This is a genomic window from Pedobacter gandavensis (assembly GCF_032678745.1).
Lineage (GTDB): Bacteria > Bacteroidota > Bacteroidia > Sphingobacteriales > Sphingobacteriaceae > Pedobacter > Pedobacter gandavensis_C.
The window spans coordinates 39,239-52,929 of the sequence record NZ_JAVTST010000010.1 but is presented as its reverse complement, the minus strand read 5'-3'; the positions used below and the strand labels follow the sequence as shown (position 1 = coordinate 52,929).

The 13,691-nt window shown below is 40.5% G+C and carries 11 protein-coding genes; 4 read left to right on the top strand and 7 right to left on the bottom strand.

All coding sequences use genetic code 11. The annotated features are described in order from the left end of the window. Window positions 1-2: 2 nt before the first annotated feature. Window positions 3-692, top strand: coding sequence for a response regulator transcription factor (locus R2S10_RS22465; RefSeq protein WP_316842666.1), 690 nt, complete (start codon window positions 3-5; stop codon window positions 690-692). On the opposite strand, the gene R2S10_RS22460 is transcribed toward R2S10_RS22465, so the two are convergent. The 6 genes from R2S10_RS22460 to R2S10_RS22435 form a co-directional block, all read right to left on the bottom strand. Then, window positions 689-1,570 (bottom strand): hypothetical protein, encoded by an 882-nt coding sequence (locus R2S10_RS22460; RefSeq protein WP_316842665.1) that lies wholly within the window; start codon window positions 1,568-1,570, stop codon window positions 689-691. The two genes, R2S10_RS22465 and R2S10_RS22460, sit on opposite strands and share 4 nt — an antisense overlap. 17 nt (window positions 1,571-1,587) lie before the next feature. Next, complete coding sequence (locus tag R2S10_RS22455; protein ID WP_316842664.1) at window positions 1,588-2,865, bottom strand: metallophosphoesterase; 1,278 nt, start codon at window positions 2,863-2,865, stop codon at window positions 1,588-1,590. 39 nt (window positions 2,866-2,904) lie between these two features. Beyond that, window positions 2,905-4,404, bottom strand: coding sequence for a sigma 54-interacting transcriptional regulator (locus R2S10_RS22450; protein ID WP_316842663.1), 1,500 nt, complete (start codon window positions 4,402-4,404; stop codon window positions 2,905-2,907). 25 nt (window positions 4,405-4,429) lie between these two features. Further along, window positions 4,430-5,527 carry a vWA domain-containing protein gene (locus R2S10_RS22445; RefSeq protein WP_316842662.1) on the bottom strand — a complete coding sequence of 366 codons (1,098 nt, stop codon included), beginning with the start codon at window positions 5,525-5,527 and terminating at the stop codon, window positions 4,430-4,432. Window positions 5,528-5,755: 228 nt separating this feature from the next. Continuing rightward, window positions 5,756-6,637 carry a cupin-like domain-containing protein gene (locus R2S10_RS22440; RefSeq protein ID WP_316842661.1) on the bottom strand — a complete coding sequence of 294 codons (882 nt, stop codon included), beginning with the start codon at window positions 6,635-6,637 and terminating at the stop codon, window positions 5,756-5,758. A gap of 448 nt (window positions 6,638-7,085) precedes the next feature. Continuing rightward, window positions 7,086-7,631 carry a fasciclin domain-containing protein gene (locus R2S10_RS22435; protein ID WP_316842660.1) on the bottom strand — a complete coding sequence of 182 codons (546 nt, stop codon included), beginning with the start codon at window positions 7,629-7,631 and terminating at the stop codon, window positions 7,086-7,088. A gap of 124 nt (window positions 7,632-7,755) precedes the next feature. On the opposite strand from R2S10_RS22435, the gene R2S10_RS22430 reads away from it, so the two are divergent. The 3 genes from R2S10_RS22430 to R2S10_RS22420 all read left to right on the top strand — a co-directional run bounded on the left by R2S10_RS22430 (window position 7,756) and on the right by R2S10_RS22420 (window position 12,250). Continuing rightward, on the top strand, window positions 7,756-9,693 hold the full coding sequence (locus R2S10_RS22430) for a DUF1800 domain-containing protein (protein ID WP_316842659.1): 1,938 nt from the start codon (window positions 7,756-7,758) through the stop codon (window positions 9,691-9,693). A gap of 12 nt (window positions 9,694-9,705) precedes the next feature. Beyond that, complete coding sequence (locus R2S10_RS22425; RefSeq protein ID WP_316842658.1) at window positions 9,706-10,971, top strand: DUF1501 domain-containing protein; 1,266 nt, start codon at window positions 9,706-9,708, stop codon at window positions 10,969-10,971. A 121-nt stretch (window positions 10,972-11,092) separates the two neighbouring features. Further along, a complete protein-coding gene (locus R2S10_RS22420) occupies window positions 11,093-12,250 on the top strand; it encodes a formylglycine-generating enzyme family protein (protein WP_316842657.1) in 1,158 nt (385 codons plus the stop codon). Window positions 12,251-12,285: 35 nt separating this feature from the next. On the opposite strand, the gene R2S10_RS22415 is transcribed toward R2S10_RS22420, so the two are convergent. Continuing rightward, window positions 12,286-13,596, bottom strand: a complete 1,311-nt coding sequence (locus R2S10_RS22415) for a DUF3472 domain-containing protein (RefSeq protein WP_316842656.1) — start codon at window positions 13,594-13,596, stop codon at window positions 12,286-12,288. Between the last annotated feature and the right edge of the window lie 95 nt (window positions 13,597-13,691).

Here is a 13,691-nt window from a genome sequence, read left to right as displayed (position 1 = left end):
GTATGTCGAAGGGAATTAAAATATTAATAGTTGAAGATGATGAGAACCTAAGGTTTTTAGTGGTCCACCGTTTAAAAGCAGAAGGATATGATGTTCTGGAGGCTGGTGATGGAGAGATTGCTGAGAAGATGATCCTGACTGAAAAACCAGATATTGTTTTACTGGATTGGATGTTGCCGGGTAAACAAGGTTCAGAGGTCTGTGAGTCAGTTCGTAAGCAGGGATTTGAAAACCTGATCATTATGATGACCGCTAAGGCACAGGATGTTGATAAGATTGATGCGTATAATTTTGGGGTTTCCGACTATGTAACCAAGCCTTTTAATATGGATGTATTAGTGGCAATGTTAGATAATAAAGTGAAATTCTTATTAAACAATGACCGATCAGAAATCCACCGGTTTGGAAATATGGAACACCATCCAAATATTCACACCTTGTTCAGGAATGAGAAGAAAATAGAACTAACTATTTTAGAGAATAGGATCCTACTTTATTTCTTGAGAAATCCGAATAAAGTAATCAATCGTGATGAGCTAATGTTGGTGGTTTGGGGTTATAACTCAGATGTCAACACTCGAACGCTGGATATGCATATTGTCCGTTTACGTAAAAAGATAGAGCTTAATCCTGATAATCCACAGTTGTTACAAACGGTAAGGGGTGTAGGTTATCGTTTTAATCCTGCTTAGAAACAAAGGTGTAGCAGTACCAGCAAAAGGTACTGCAATAACATCATTCCATCCAAATACAGAAAATAATAGTATTCATTCTTTTCTGTATTTGATTTATAAATCAACAATCCTGTTAACCCGATGGTAAGCACCAGTGCAATGACCTCAAGGTTGACAGCTTGCTGGAATAAAATTAGCAATACCAGGTATCCACCAAGTAGAAACTGGCAAAAAAGGAAAGCTTTTTTATCTCCTAATAAGGCGGGTATTGTTTTCAATGCAATGATCTTATTCTGAAATAGGTCTCTGATATCAAAAGGAATGGTGATGGCTGCAATAAATAAAAAACGCATCGCTACCAGCAGTAAAGTCTCTCCTGTAGATATATTAAGCAGGTGGTTATGTTCTGTCTCTATAATGGGTAACAGGACGCAACTGATGGACCAGATTAATGCGACCAGAAAGAGTTTTATAAGAGGGATGTTTTTTAAGCCAATTTTTTGCTCATCAAGCGTTAAAAAGGGAATGTTGTAGCTGACAGCCAGTATTCCAGTGAATAGCATCAGTAATTTCCCTTCAATACTTAGATACAATAATCCTAAAGGGATGAGGCAGAGCGCTGAAATTAGCGTGATAGAAATAATTAATCTTTGATGAGAAAAGATCCAGCGAACCCTCATTAATGGAGAATTTGCGGGATCTTGTGGTTTGGTCAGCAACATACTGAAATTATAGAGCCCTAATGTTCCGAAGAAAATGATAGCTAATATATATTTATCAGGAGGAACCTGGAGTAAGTGATAGGTAACTAAGCCTTGAGCAACTGCACAAATGGCAATAAATAAATTGCTGAACAACAGAAAATCAAGACTGGAAAACAGTATTTTTTTTACCATATCCGAAGAGAACCTATTTAAGCACGTTTCAACTCAAATATCGTGATTTCTGGTAAAATTCCAACCCTTCCTGGATAGCCAAGGAAGCCATATCCGACATTTACATAGAGTTGCTGCTCTTGTTCCTGGTATAAACCGGCCCATTCCTTATAGATATATTGTACTGGACTCCACTGGAAATCTTCTGATCTTACTCCGAATTGCATTCCATGGGTATGTCCGCTAAACATGGCATCAATCTGTGGATATTTAGGTAAGACTTCTGCTCTCCAATGGGAAGGATCATGTGATAAAAGTAGTTTAACAGGTAGGTCATTTGTGTCTTTTGTAGCCAGATCCATTCTTCCAAATTTAGGGAATCTCCCGGTACCCCAGTTTTCTATGCCTAGAATCCCGATTTCTTCTCCGTTAACTTTTAGGCGGCGATGTTCATTCATTAACAAATCCCATCCCATCCTTTCATGTGTTTTGATAACCTCTTGTAGATTTTTAGTTTTTGCAGCAGAAGGTCCTTTTCCGAGGCGATATTCTCCATAATCGTGGTTACCTAGAACAGAATATACTCCTAATGGCGCTTTGACTTTTTTAAAGATATCCTGATAATCTCTCATTTCAGTTGCCAGGTCATTTACCAAATCGCCGGTAAAAAACACGACATCCGGTTTTTCGGACATTAACATTTCTACACCGCCTAAAACCGCTCTTGGATCATAAAAACTTCCGGAATGGATATCGGAGATCTGTCCTAATTTCATACCCTCAAAAGAGGCTGGAAGGTTTGGCAGAATCAATGTGCGACGGATGATTTTATAGTCGTAGGCTCCTCTAACAATACCCCAACTTAAGGAAGTCAATGGAATAGCGGCAGTAATTAGTCCGGCTTTTACCAAAAAAGATGATCTGCTGATCGGTTCTCCAGGCATTGGCTGAGTAATAGTTTCTGGAAGTGTAGGGTCTACTATCGGACCTGTTTTCGGTTTGGCTGACCTGGAAAGCCCGATGATAAACCTTCTGAGGTCATCAACGATCAGAAAGGGAAGCAGCACCATTTTGCAGGCAACTGTTAAGAAATAAGCGACCAAAATCACTGATTTAAGACTCAGAAATAAATTGGCATAGAAGGTGCTGAATACACCAACAAGTAACACAAAGGTATAACCCCACCATAAGATGGTAAACAATTTCCGGGTTCCAGGTTTCCATTTTTTGAAAACGCTAAGAATGGCTCTGAAGCAGTAATAGTCGAATGCTAAGAGTAAGACAGATAAAAATATAAAGACGGGTAATCGGCCCATTGGGTGTTTTATAAATGTTTAGTGTAATAAAAAAAATGCTTATCTGAAGTCCATATCGTCTTCATCTTCATCGTCCGGATTGGTGTTAAACAGGCTGTCGAACATATCGGAGAATCCAAATCCGCTTAATAGGTATTTCTTATTCAGCTGTGAGTATTCAGCAAGGCCATGTAATGCAAATTCCATCATCAATAAGGTCTGATTTGGCGTTAACTTTGGATGGAGTTGTTTCACTAATTCATTTAATCCATCTACCTGCATTAGTTCCTTTTTATATTTCGTGATGGTCAGCTGATCGGAAATGTCTAGCGTATTGCCTTCTGTAAACCATTCTGTAATGCGGAAGTATGGGTTCGCAGATTTGCTTTTTTTCGCTTTCTCTGGATCTGGGAAATAGCGATTGAATAATGATTTAATTGCTTTCCCAATTAGTGTATGAGCTACTTTAGCAGGACCTTCCAGTTCACCTTCATAGACCAGTTCAATTTTACCGGTAATTGCGGGAGTGATTCCTACTAAATCTGAGAGCCTTACGAATGTGCTTTTTTCTTTATTGATGAGCATTCTTCTTTCAGCAGTACTGATCAGGTTTTCATAAGCAGAGATCGTTAACCTTGCTGAAACACCGGATTTCTGATCAATAAACTCACTCTGTCGGGCTTCAAAAGCGACTTGTTCTACCAGGTCTTTTAGCAGCCCATCGGCTTCAACAGTTTCTTTCTGTAAGGATGTTATTTTGGCTTCCTGAGAGGTAATTTCTCTGGATATCGCGATTGTTTTTGGGTAATGGGTTAGAATCTGACTTTCAATACGGTCTTTTAAAGGCGTCACAATAGAACCTCTATTCGTGTAATCTTCTGGATTAGCGGTAAAGACAAACTGTACGTCCAGTGGTAACCTCAGTTTAAAGCCTCTAATTTGAATGTCTTTTTCCTGCAGCATATTGAATAAGGCCACTTGAATTCTGGCTTGTAAATCGGGCAGCTCATTGATTACAAAAATACTACGGTGCGCCCTAGGGATCAGTCCGAAATGAATTACCCTTTCGTCATTATATGTAAGTTTAAGGGTAGCGGCTTTAATGGGGTCAACATCTCCGATTAAATCGGCAACGGTAACATCAGGTGTAGCTAGTTTTTCCGTATAGCGTTCAGTACGGTGTTGCCAGCTGATAGGTGTATCATCTCCATGAATATTTATCTCATGTTTTGCATACCAGGAAATTGGATTCAATGGATCATCAAAAATCTCACTTCCGGCAACATAAGGAATATATTCATCTAATAGATTTACCATCAGACGTGCAATTCGTGTTTTTGCCTGACCTCTTAAGCCCAGTAGTAAAATGTTATGTCGGGATAAGATGGCGGTTTGAAGTTCTGGCATAACCGTTTCGTCATAACCTAAAATTCCTTCAAAACCGGCCTCATTGCTTTGCAGCTGGCTGATTAGGTTTTTGCGAAGTTCGTCTTTTACGGCAAGTGACTTATAATTGGAGGCTTTTAATTGGCCAAGGGTTTTTATAGTGATGTGATCCATGTGATGTCTTCGTGTTGAGGAGGAATTATCGAACTGTTTTTCTTCTGTTTTTAATGTAATCTTCAAATATGTACTCTCCTAATCCGTTAAGAGAGCTGTAAAATGCTCTTCCTCCGTTAATTTGAGTGAATTCCCTGACAAATTGCTGTAAGTAAGGGTCTTGTGCGATCATGAAGGTCGTGATTGGAATATTTAGCCGTTTACATTGGGCGGCCATATTTAGGGTTTTATTGATCACCTTTCTGTCGAGGCCCATGCTATTTTTATAGTAACGGCCGTTTTCTTTCAGACAGGTGGGTTTCCCATCGGTGATCATAAAAATCTGTTTATTATGTGTTTTTCTACGTCTTAAAATATCTGCTGCGAGTTCCAGTCCGGCGAAAGTATTCGTATGGTATGGGCCTACTTGTAAATAAGGCAGGTCTTTGATGCTAATCGGCCATGCATCGTTTCCAAAAACCACAATATCTAGGGTATCTTTTGGGTATCGGGTTCTGATCAATTCTGCAAGTGCCATAGCTACCTTTTTCGCAGGTGTGATTCGGTCTTCTCCGTAAAGTATCATGGAATGAGAGATATCAATCATGAGTACGGTGGAGGTTAAAGTTTTAAAATCTTTTTCTTCCACTTCCAGATCCCGCTCAGTTAATGTAAAGTTGCCAATGCCATGGTTGATCTGTGCATTGTGAATAGAGGCGGTCATATCGATTTGATCCAGGGGATCTCCAAAAGTATATTCTCTTCTATCAGCATTTTTCTCTTCGCCAATTCCGGAAATGTTGGTGTTATGATTCCCTTTTCCTGCCTTTTTCAACTTACCAAAGATCTCTTCCAGTGCCGACTGTCGGATGGTTTGCTCCGTTTTAGCCGTAATGCTCATGTCTCCGTTTACAGGATTTTCTTTTAGATAACCTTTCTCTTTCAGGTCATCAATAAAGTTACCCATTCCATAATCGTTATTAGTGAACTTGTATTTTTTGTCGAGTTCATTCATCCAGGCCAGTGTTTCTCCTGCATCACCGGCAGTATAATTGAGCAGCTGAGTGAAAAGCTTTAGCAATTCATTGAACCCACCTTTCGGTAAGTCATCTGGCTGGAAATTAGAAAAATGGAAACCTCTCATATATTCGTTATAAACGGAATATCGAAGATAAAAGTTTGAAAAGGGAGTAATGTTATCCAGTTGTAAAAATACCTTGGCACTGGAAAGGGCCTGAGGGGTATATTGAATGGTTGATCAGCATTTCGAAGAAAAGAGTATTCTGGGACGCTCTGATAGAATTATCGATAGTTATTTAATTCAGGGTACAGGAAAATAAGTACCCTGAATTAAAAGTATGATTAATACGGACTATTTAGGAGAACCATTTGCAAGTGCACGTTCGGCTCTTTTGATGGCAAGTTTTTCTCTGTATTTAGCATAAGGGGCTTTAAATGCCATCTTCAGTACACTGTCTACTCCACCTTTTATAGCCAGGTTGAATACACTTTGTGCTTTTCTGGTGATGGATGCATCCCATGCTCTAAGACTTAAAGAGAAAGAGCCATCCAGATACTTCATCCAGTGCCACATTCCTGTAGGCATAAATAGAGTGTCACCATGCTCCAGGAATACTTCATAACCTTCCACACCTTTTAAAGCAGGGAATTTCTCGAAATCCGGATTCGCAACATCATAATCTTCTAAAGCATAAGTAGCATTAGGGATACAGTATAACCTTTTCTTCCATTTGTTGTCGAACAAAATAATGTGTTTTCTTCCACCAAAATGGGTATGGAAAAGGTGAGGTAAATCAATATCGTAATGTAAAAAAGTAACCGAGTTAGAGCCACCAAAAAACATTGCAGGCATGCTTTCAATGAATCCGCCCATTAAATCTTTTGGTAATACTATGTCTTTAATCAGGCTTGGCACATGCTTAAACAGGTTAAAGAAAAAGATACGAAGTTCAGTAGGTTCTCTTTTGATCAAATCCAGGTAATCGCCAAAACGCATAGTGGCAACTGAAGCATTGATTGGTTTTGATGGGTCGGCTTTAGAGTTGTCCATCAAGCTGACATTCAGGTCGCCGGCGATTTCTTTTAAATATTCAGTCGTCCATTTCTCTCTGGCTGGCCATGATTTAGTCAACCCTTTTATAATTAAAGGACGTCTGGGATCTAAATAATTCTTTTTGAAATCCTCAGGACTAATGTTCTCAACGGTATCTACCGGCTTCAATATAAAGCTCATAATTATCAAGATTAAAGGACAAAAGTGTAAATTAAAATTTAAACTTATCCATCTCCGAATAATTATTTTTGCCTCATTTAAAGGTTTCAGCAGGTAAATTATCGAGGCTTGTGATTGGCAAGGGCCTTATAGGCTCTTTTAATGGCGAGTCTTTCTTTCCAGGCCATATATTTTTCTCTAAAGTTGGCTTTCATAAAATCATCGAACTTACGTTGAATGCTGAGGTTATATAAGCAATGTAAACTTAATAAAAAGGGAAAAATTAATCCTGTTCTCGGACTCAAATCTTTTCCGAAGGGGAAAATATTTGCAGGTCTTCGAACAGGATCAATTTTTCTGTGGAATAATGAAGGTTCAGAATTTTGCAGTTTGCAGGTTTTCTAATACGAACAATCATCTAACAGGAAAAGTCTTCGGCCAGGAACAATGTTATGGCAGGAATTAATTTTTAGTTAGGCATTAAGACAGTATCAACCACATGGATTACGCCATTTTTCTGCATTACATTAGCAATGGTTACTGTAGACATTCCACCTTTCTCATCTTTCAATACTAGTTTTTTTCCTTCCATCCATGCCCATAATTTGCCACCACTAGCGGTCGTTAATTCTGCTTTACCATTTCCGGCTTTAATTGCTTTTGCGATATCGGCAGCGGTCATTTTTCCAGGAACTACGTGATAGGTAAGGATTTTAACCAGCATGGCTTTGTTTTCTGGTTTTACCAGCATTTCTACCGTTCCTTTTGGGAGTTTATCAAATGCTTCATTGGTAGGCGCAAAAACAGTGAATGGCCCTGCTGATTTTAAAGTTTCTACTAAGCCGGCTGCTTTTACAGCTGCAACCAGGGTAGTATGATCTTTTGAATTGACTGCATTATCAACAATGTCTTTATTGGCATACATCGCTGCTCCACCAACCATTGGATTTTTCTGTGCTTGTGTTGTGAATGCCATAGCTACTAGGGCAATTACGGTAAAGAATGTTTTTTTCATGATAGTAGTTTTGTATGGGCAGATACGAGGAAATGTTCGGGTCGGTTTTTGTTATATTTAAAAAAGCATTAATCTTTTTTCTATTCCATTGGTCATAAGTATCATATCTCAAATTACCAATTATATGAAAACACCGGTAAAGGTTCTTTATTCATTTATGGCGGTCTTCTTCCTCACTATTATTCTCTGTTCTTTTAAAGAGGGGCAATCAGAATGGTCTAAACCATCGTTCCCTTACCGTCAGGCTGGGTTAACTGAGCGTCAGGCGGCAGCACATTTGCTCAGCAGATTCACCTATGGGGCAAAGAAAGGAGAGCTGGATGCCCTATTGAAAATGGGTTTGGAGAAATGGTTTCGGCAGCAATTAGATGGAGCACTTCCTGATGATACGCTGAACTTATTATTGAGCAAGTATGAGGATATCAATTTGAGTAATGCCGAAGTTGAGAATAAATATCCAAGGGCAAATCGTGTGTTAAAGCTGGCTATACAAGATGGTTTTATAAATAAAGATTCTGTTAATAAGGGAGATCAGCCGGCGTACCGGGCAAAAATCCGTGCTTACATGGAGCAGAAAGGCTTGAAGCCAGAGCAGGAATTATTGCGACAATTCATTAATCAAAAGATACTAAGAGCAAGTTATACCAATAACCAGTTAAGGGAATTATTAACCGATTTCTGGTTCAATCATTTCAATGTCTCACTCACAAAAAATCAGTGTGCAGCTTTTGTTCCCGCTTATGAGCGTGATGTGATCCGTCCTAATGTGACAGGAAAATTTGAAGATCTACTTCTTGCTACCGCGAAATCTCCAGCAATGTTGATCTATCTGGATAATTTTAGCAGTACTGGAACTCCTTTAAAGGATAGTTTAGGGCCACAGGGTACAGGGAATAAGGTGCAGCTGCTAATGAATAAAAATCGGAAGCCCAATGTACCGAAGAAAAAATCGGGAGGACTGAATGAAAATTATGCGCGTGAAGTGATGGAGCTGCATACCTTAGGCGTAGATGGCGGATATACTCAATCAGATGTAACCCAGGCGGCAAGGATTTTAACCGGCTGGACCATTGCACCTATGGGTGAGGAGGGTTATGGTGCCGGGATGAAAAAGATCATTGATCAGGTAGGGGTTGAAAACTTGGAAAAGAGAGGTTTTGTGAGAGATCATGATTTTCTATTCGTTCCAAACCGACATGACAATGGAGAGAAAATGGTATTAGGACAGCATTTCCCTAAGGGTGGCGGTTATGATGAAGGAATTGCTTTGTTTGATTTACTTGCACATCATCCGGCAACGGCTAAATTCATCAGCAAGAAAATAGCGACCCGATTTGTAAATGACCATCCTCCGCAAAGCCTGGTCGACAAGATGGCAAAGGCTTTTACCAAATCTAAAGGAGATATACGAGAAGTGATGATGGCAATGGTGGAGGCTCCCGAATTTTGGAGCAGCAGCGCTATCCGGGAAAAAACAAAATCCCCATTTGAATTGGCCATTAGTACGCTTAGGGCTTTGGATGCAGACATTACACAGCCCTATCAGGTTTTTAATTGGGTCAATAAAATGGGACAAAAAATGTACTATTATCAGGCACCAACGGGCTTTCCTGACCAGGGACAATATTGGATAAATACAGGTTCTTTACTCAATAGAATGAATTTCGGATTGGCCATAGCTGCTCAGCGGATTCCTGGTATCAGCATTAACCTGATCGCTTTGAATGATTTTCATGAGCCAGAAAGTGCCGAAGCAGCATTGTTATCCTATGGGAAAACCATGATGCCAGAGCGCAACTTAACGGCAACCTTTAAAAGGCTGAAACCAATGTTGAATGATCCCGCATTAACGAATAAGGTGGCTAATGCAGCAGGTCAAACAGGAGCTGTAAATCAAAGCCAAATGGAGGATTTATCTATAGAATCAAAGGGAGGGAAATTAGCAAATTCTTCAATTGTTGTGGATAAAAATGTGAATAAAGGCAATAAAAAGAATAACCATGAAATGTTGGCACAAGTGGTTGGGGTGATCATTGGTTCTCCAGAATTTCAGCGTAAATAAATTAAGAAAATCATGACATCAAGAAGAGGGTTTATTAAAGCAGGTGGACTGGCATTATTCGGGATCGGGTTAGGTGGAATTCCAGGTTTTCTGGCGGAGGCTGTAGCCCATACCAAGGCTCCTGGCTTATTCAACAGAAAGAAGATAATGGTTTGTATTTTTCAGCGCGGCGCGATGGATGGACTGATGGCTGTTACACCGTTTACAGATCAATATCTGCAACAAGCCCGGCCAAATTTATTTATGAGCGCTGCTAAAGCAGCAAAAAACACCCCCTTAATAGATCTTGATGGTCGTTTTGGTCTTCACCCTTCGATGGCAGCCTTTGAATCTGTATTTCGGGAAAAACGAATGGGAATTGTACATGGCATTGGTTCTCCGAACAATACCAGGTCTCATTTTGATGCCCAGGATTACATGGAATCAGGAACTCCCTTTAAAAAAGGGACGGATAGTGGTTGGTTAAACCGGGCGGTAGGATTATTGGGACATGATGGGGCAACACCTTTTCAGGGTGTAAGCTTAACTTCTTCCTTGCCAAGGTCCTTTTATGGAGCAAATCCGGCATTGGCAATTAGCAACCTTCAGGATTTTAATATTCAAATGAGAGGCAATTTGAAAGGAGCCAATCTGGCCGCCAAGAGTTTTGAAGATTTGTACGACCAGACCTCATCTAACTTATTAAAGGATACAGGAAAGGAAAGCTTTGAAGCTATAAAAATGCTGCAGAAAACGGATACAAAGAATTATAAACCTGCCAATAGCGCTGTTTACCCGAATTCGGCATTAGGAAATTCCCTCAAACAAATCGCACAATTGATCAAGATGAACGTAGGGATGGAGGTTGCTTTTGCGGAGTCCGGGGGTTGGGATACCCATTTTAACCAGGGCACCGATACCGGGATTTTTGCCAGAAATGTGAACGACCTGAGTAATAGTATTATGGCCTTTTGGACGGATATGGGGACTTTACAGGATGATGTTACGGTGATGACCATGACTGAATTTGGCCGAACCGTTAAACAAAACGGAACAGGGGGAACAGATCATGGACGTGCTTCCTGTAATTTCATTCTTGGAAATGGCGTGAATGGTGGATTAGTACATGGAAATGTTCAACCTATGGCCATAGAAAATCTGGAAGATGGGAGAGACCTGGCTGTAACGACCGATTTTAGAAGTGTGTTCTCTGAGGTGGCAGACCGGCATTTGAATCTTCATAATGATAAAGTCCTTTTCCCGGATTGGGAAGGAAGTAAAATTGGTGTGATGCGTTAAAAATAAGATGAATGAGTTTAATATTTTATCATTAATTTGCCCTTCATTAAGCTGAGTTCAGGCGCGTCTGTAATGATCCCACAGGCCTATCAACCGCAAGCTGAACATGACCCGTATTTTTATGAAGAAAGAGTTTTTGTATTTGTTTTTAGCGTCGGCGATGGTCGCCTGTAATCAAAGTAGTGAGGATAAAGGAGCGGCTATTGCCGGGACAGAAACTGATACCAGCGCCAGGATGGCGGGTTCAAATCCTAATGATACTGCTTGTTGCAACTCCAATCTTCCGAAACGATATGGTGCAGTTACCGGGATAGAAACACTTTCGAAAGACACAAAAAATGAGTTACATTCTCATGCAGGGATGAAATTTATTCCTGCTGGATCATTCAAAATGGGCGCTGCCGATAAAGAGGGACGTAGAGACGAATACCCTGCGCATGAAGTGAAAATCGATGGTTTCTGGATTGATGAAACAGAGGTAACGAATGCTCAGTTTGCAGCATTTGTAAAAGCAACAGGATACCTTACCCAGGCGGAGCAAAAACCGGATTGGGAGGAAATCAAAAAACAACTGCCTGCTGGCACTCCAAAGCCTTCAGACGATCAATTACAACCTGCATCTTTAACTTTTTCGCCACCAAAAGGACGAGTAGATATCAATGATGTTTCTCAATGGTGGAGCTGGACACCCGGTGCAAGCTGGAAACACCCCCAAGGACCAAAGAGTAGCATTAAAGGCAAGGAGAATCATCCTGTTACCCAGGTATCCTGGTTTGACGCCAATGCCTATGCGAAATGGGCTGGAAAACGCTTACCTACAGAAGCCGAATGGGAGTATGCTGCCCGAGGTGGTTTGAACGGCAAGAAATACCCTTGGGGAGATGAAGACCTGGCAACAGGAAAAGTCAAAGCCAATACCTGGCAGGGAGAATTTCCTTATGCAGATAAAAAAACTGACGGTTTCGGTAGTGTTGCACCTGTAAAATCATTTGCTGCAAATGGCTATGGTTTATATGACATGGCAGGAAATGTATGGGAATGGACGGCAGACTGGTACCGTGAGGACTATTATCAGCAGCAAAAAGCAACAGTTGTAAACCCAAAGGGGCCAAAAGACAGCTATGATGCTGCAGAACCAGGGATCCCAAAGAAAATCATTAGGGGCGGTTCATTTATGTGTCATTCTTCGTATTGTAAAGGCTATAGAGTAACTTCGAAAATGAAGTCTTCAATGGATACAGGACTGGAGAATACCGGCTTCCGGTGTGTGTCCAAATGATATTCTAATCCCAGTCCTGATCGCAGGCTACCTACCTATGGCAGCTTATTGAAATCTATTTCAGGATGTGTTTTTCCTGTAGATTTCCTATGAAATGGCGTCTTAATGGGAGTGAAATCATTAAAGAAACCGCAATTTTTTAAGTAGAAAGAAGTTCCGTCTGTTCCACCGGTATAGTCTTTTCTGTAGTTAATTCTGGCTGTAGCATCTGCTGTGAAAATCACATCTGTTACCTCATGCCATTTTCCGGAAACATCAATAGCCCACTGGTTTTTATAGTCTCCTCTGCGGGATTGATCACCCGTTGGCGGAGAAAAGTTTTCCAGGAAAGAGTAGATTCCTTTCAGGTATACAGCTGATTGCGGGCGATCAAAGCTCGCTACCAATTGCCAGTCTCCTTTTTCAAGATCCTTGAAGTAAGCCGTATAAGTAGTCGTGTTTTTTCCAGGATTAGGCTTTGCATGTGTTAAGAATGCATAGCTCTTTCCAGCTTTCCATGGGTAAAGCATATAGCTTTGTCCGCCGGAACCTTCATTACCAAATTCTCCGGTTTTAGTAGTATTCCCTTTTTTCAACAGCACAATCTTCATGCTATCAGGGATAGATTTCGGATCATCCGTAGTAAATGGGCTCCATATAGAGAAAAGTACCCTACGTTCTGTTGGAGAATTCACCTGCATGCCAAAATAACCACCGCTAAATCCATTGGCCATATAATAAGTACCTTGTTTATCTTCACCATTAGGAACCATAATTTCATTATAGAACCATTCTACTTTTTCCGCTGCTTCCGCAGGGATAACATAGTTTAAATGTACGGAAGGACCTCTTCTGCCCCAATGAAAATAGCCACCTTCGCTATTTTTCACGTACACAGCGCCTTTTGCCAAGGCTGATCCGCTGACTAATAAGTCTGAAACTTCGGCAAATACCTGTCCGGTTTTACTGATCCCTTTCAACTCTACTTTAACATAACCTGCGGCTTTGATATTTACCTTACCTAAGGGTATAATTTCAGTGGCTGCATTGTTTAGTTCTTTAGTAAAAGTCTTTCCCGCTATGGAAACACTGATTTTGCTGTTTCCCTCAGGGATACGCAGTTTAAGCGATAAGTCTGCAGTTCCTGGAGTCTCTGTTCTAAAATAAATGGCAATTACATCTGAGGCCTTATTCCAGTTGGTTAGGCCCTGATCTTTGATCTTAGCAGAGCCGCCCTTCTCTACATAAGCATTGCCTCCAAGTGGGATGGTAATGCTTTCAGGCTCGATTTCAGCCCTGCTTCCGGCAAAGGATGCCGGAAGGATCAGTAGCTGAAAAGCAAGAAGGAAAAAACTTAATTTCTTCATATTCATTTGTGTGTTTATTGGTTTTTGTGTGGTTTGTGGTATGAAATTAGGAAAAGGGAAAGCAAAAGAAGGATCTAAAATCAGTCAAACGTTTG

Coding starts and splice junctions, on each gene's coding strand:
- R2S10_RS22465 (WP_316842666.1), top strand. CDS start 3: ATGTCGAAGGGAATTAAAATATTAATAGTTGAAGATGATGAGAACCTA.
- R2S10_RS22460 (WP_316842665.1), bottom strand. CDS start 1,570: ATGGTAAAAAAAATACTGTTTTCCAGTCTTGATTTTCTGTTGTTCAGC.
- R2S10_RS22455 (WP_316842664.1), bottom strand. CDS start 2,865: ATGGGCCGATTACCCGTCTTTATATTTTTATCTGTCTTACTCTTAGCA.
- R2S10_RS22450 (WP_316842663.1), bottom strand. CDS start 4,404: ATGGATCACATCACTATAAAAACCCTTGGCCAATTAAAAGCCTCCAAT.
- R2S10_RS22445 (WP_316842662.1), bottom strand. CDS start 5,527: ATGAGAGGTTTCCATTTTTCTAATTTCCAGCCAGATGACTTACCGAAA.
- R2S10_RS22440 (WP_316842661.1), bottom strand. CDS start 6,637: ATGAGCTTTATATTGAAGCCGGTAGATACCGTTGAGAACATTAGTCCT.
- R2S10_RS22435 (WP_316842660.1), bottom strand. CDS start 7,631: ATGAAAAAAACATTCTTTACCGTAATTGCCCTAGTAGCTATGGCATTC.
- R2S10_RS22430 (WP_316842659.1), top strand. CDS start 7,756: ATGAAAACACCGGTAAAGGTTCTTTATTCATTTATGGCGGTCTTCTTC.
- R2S10_RS22425 (WP_316842658.1), top strand. CDS start 9,706: ATGACATCAAGAAGAGGGTTTATTAAAGCAGGTGGACTGGCATTATTC.
- R2S10_RS22420 (WP_316842657.1), top strand. CDS start 11,093: ATGAAGAAAGAGTTTTTGTATTTGTTTTTAGCGTCGGCGATGGTCGCC.
- R2S10_RS22415 (WP_316842656.1), bottom strand. CDS start 13,596: ATGAAGAAATTAAGTTTTTTCCTTCTTGCTTTTCAGCTACTGATCCTT.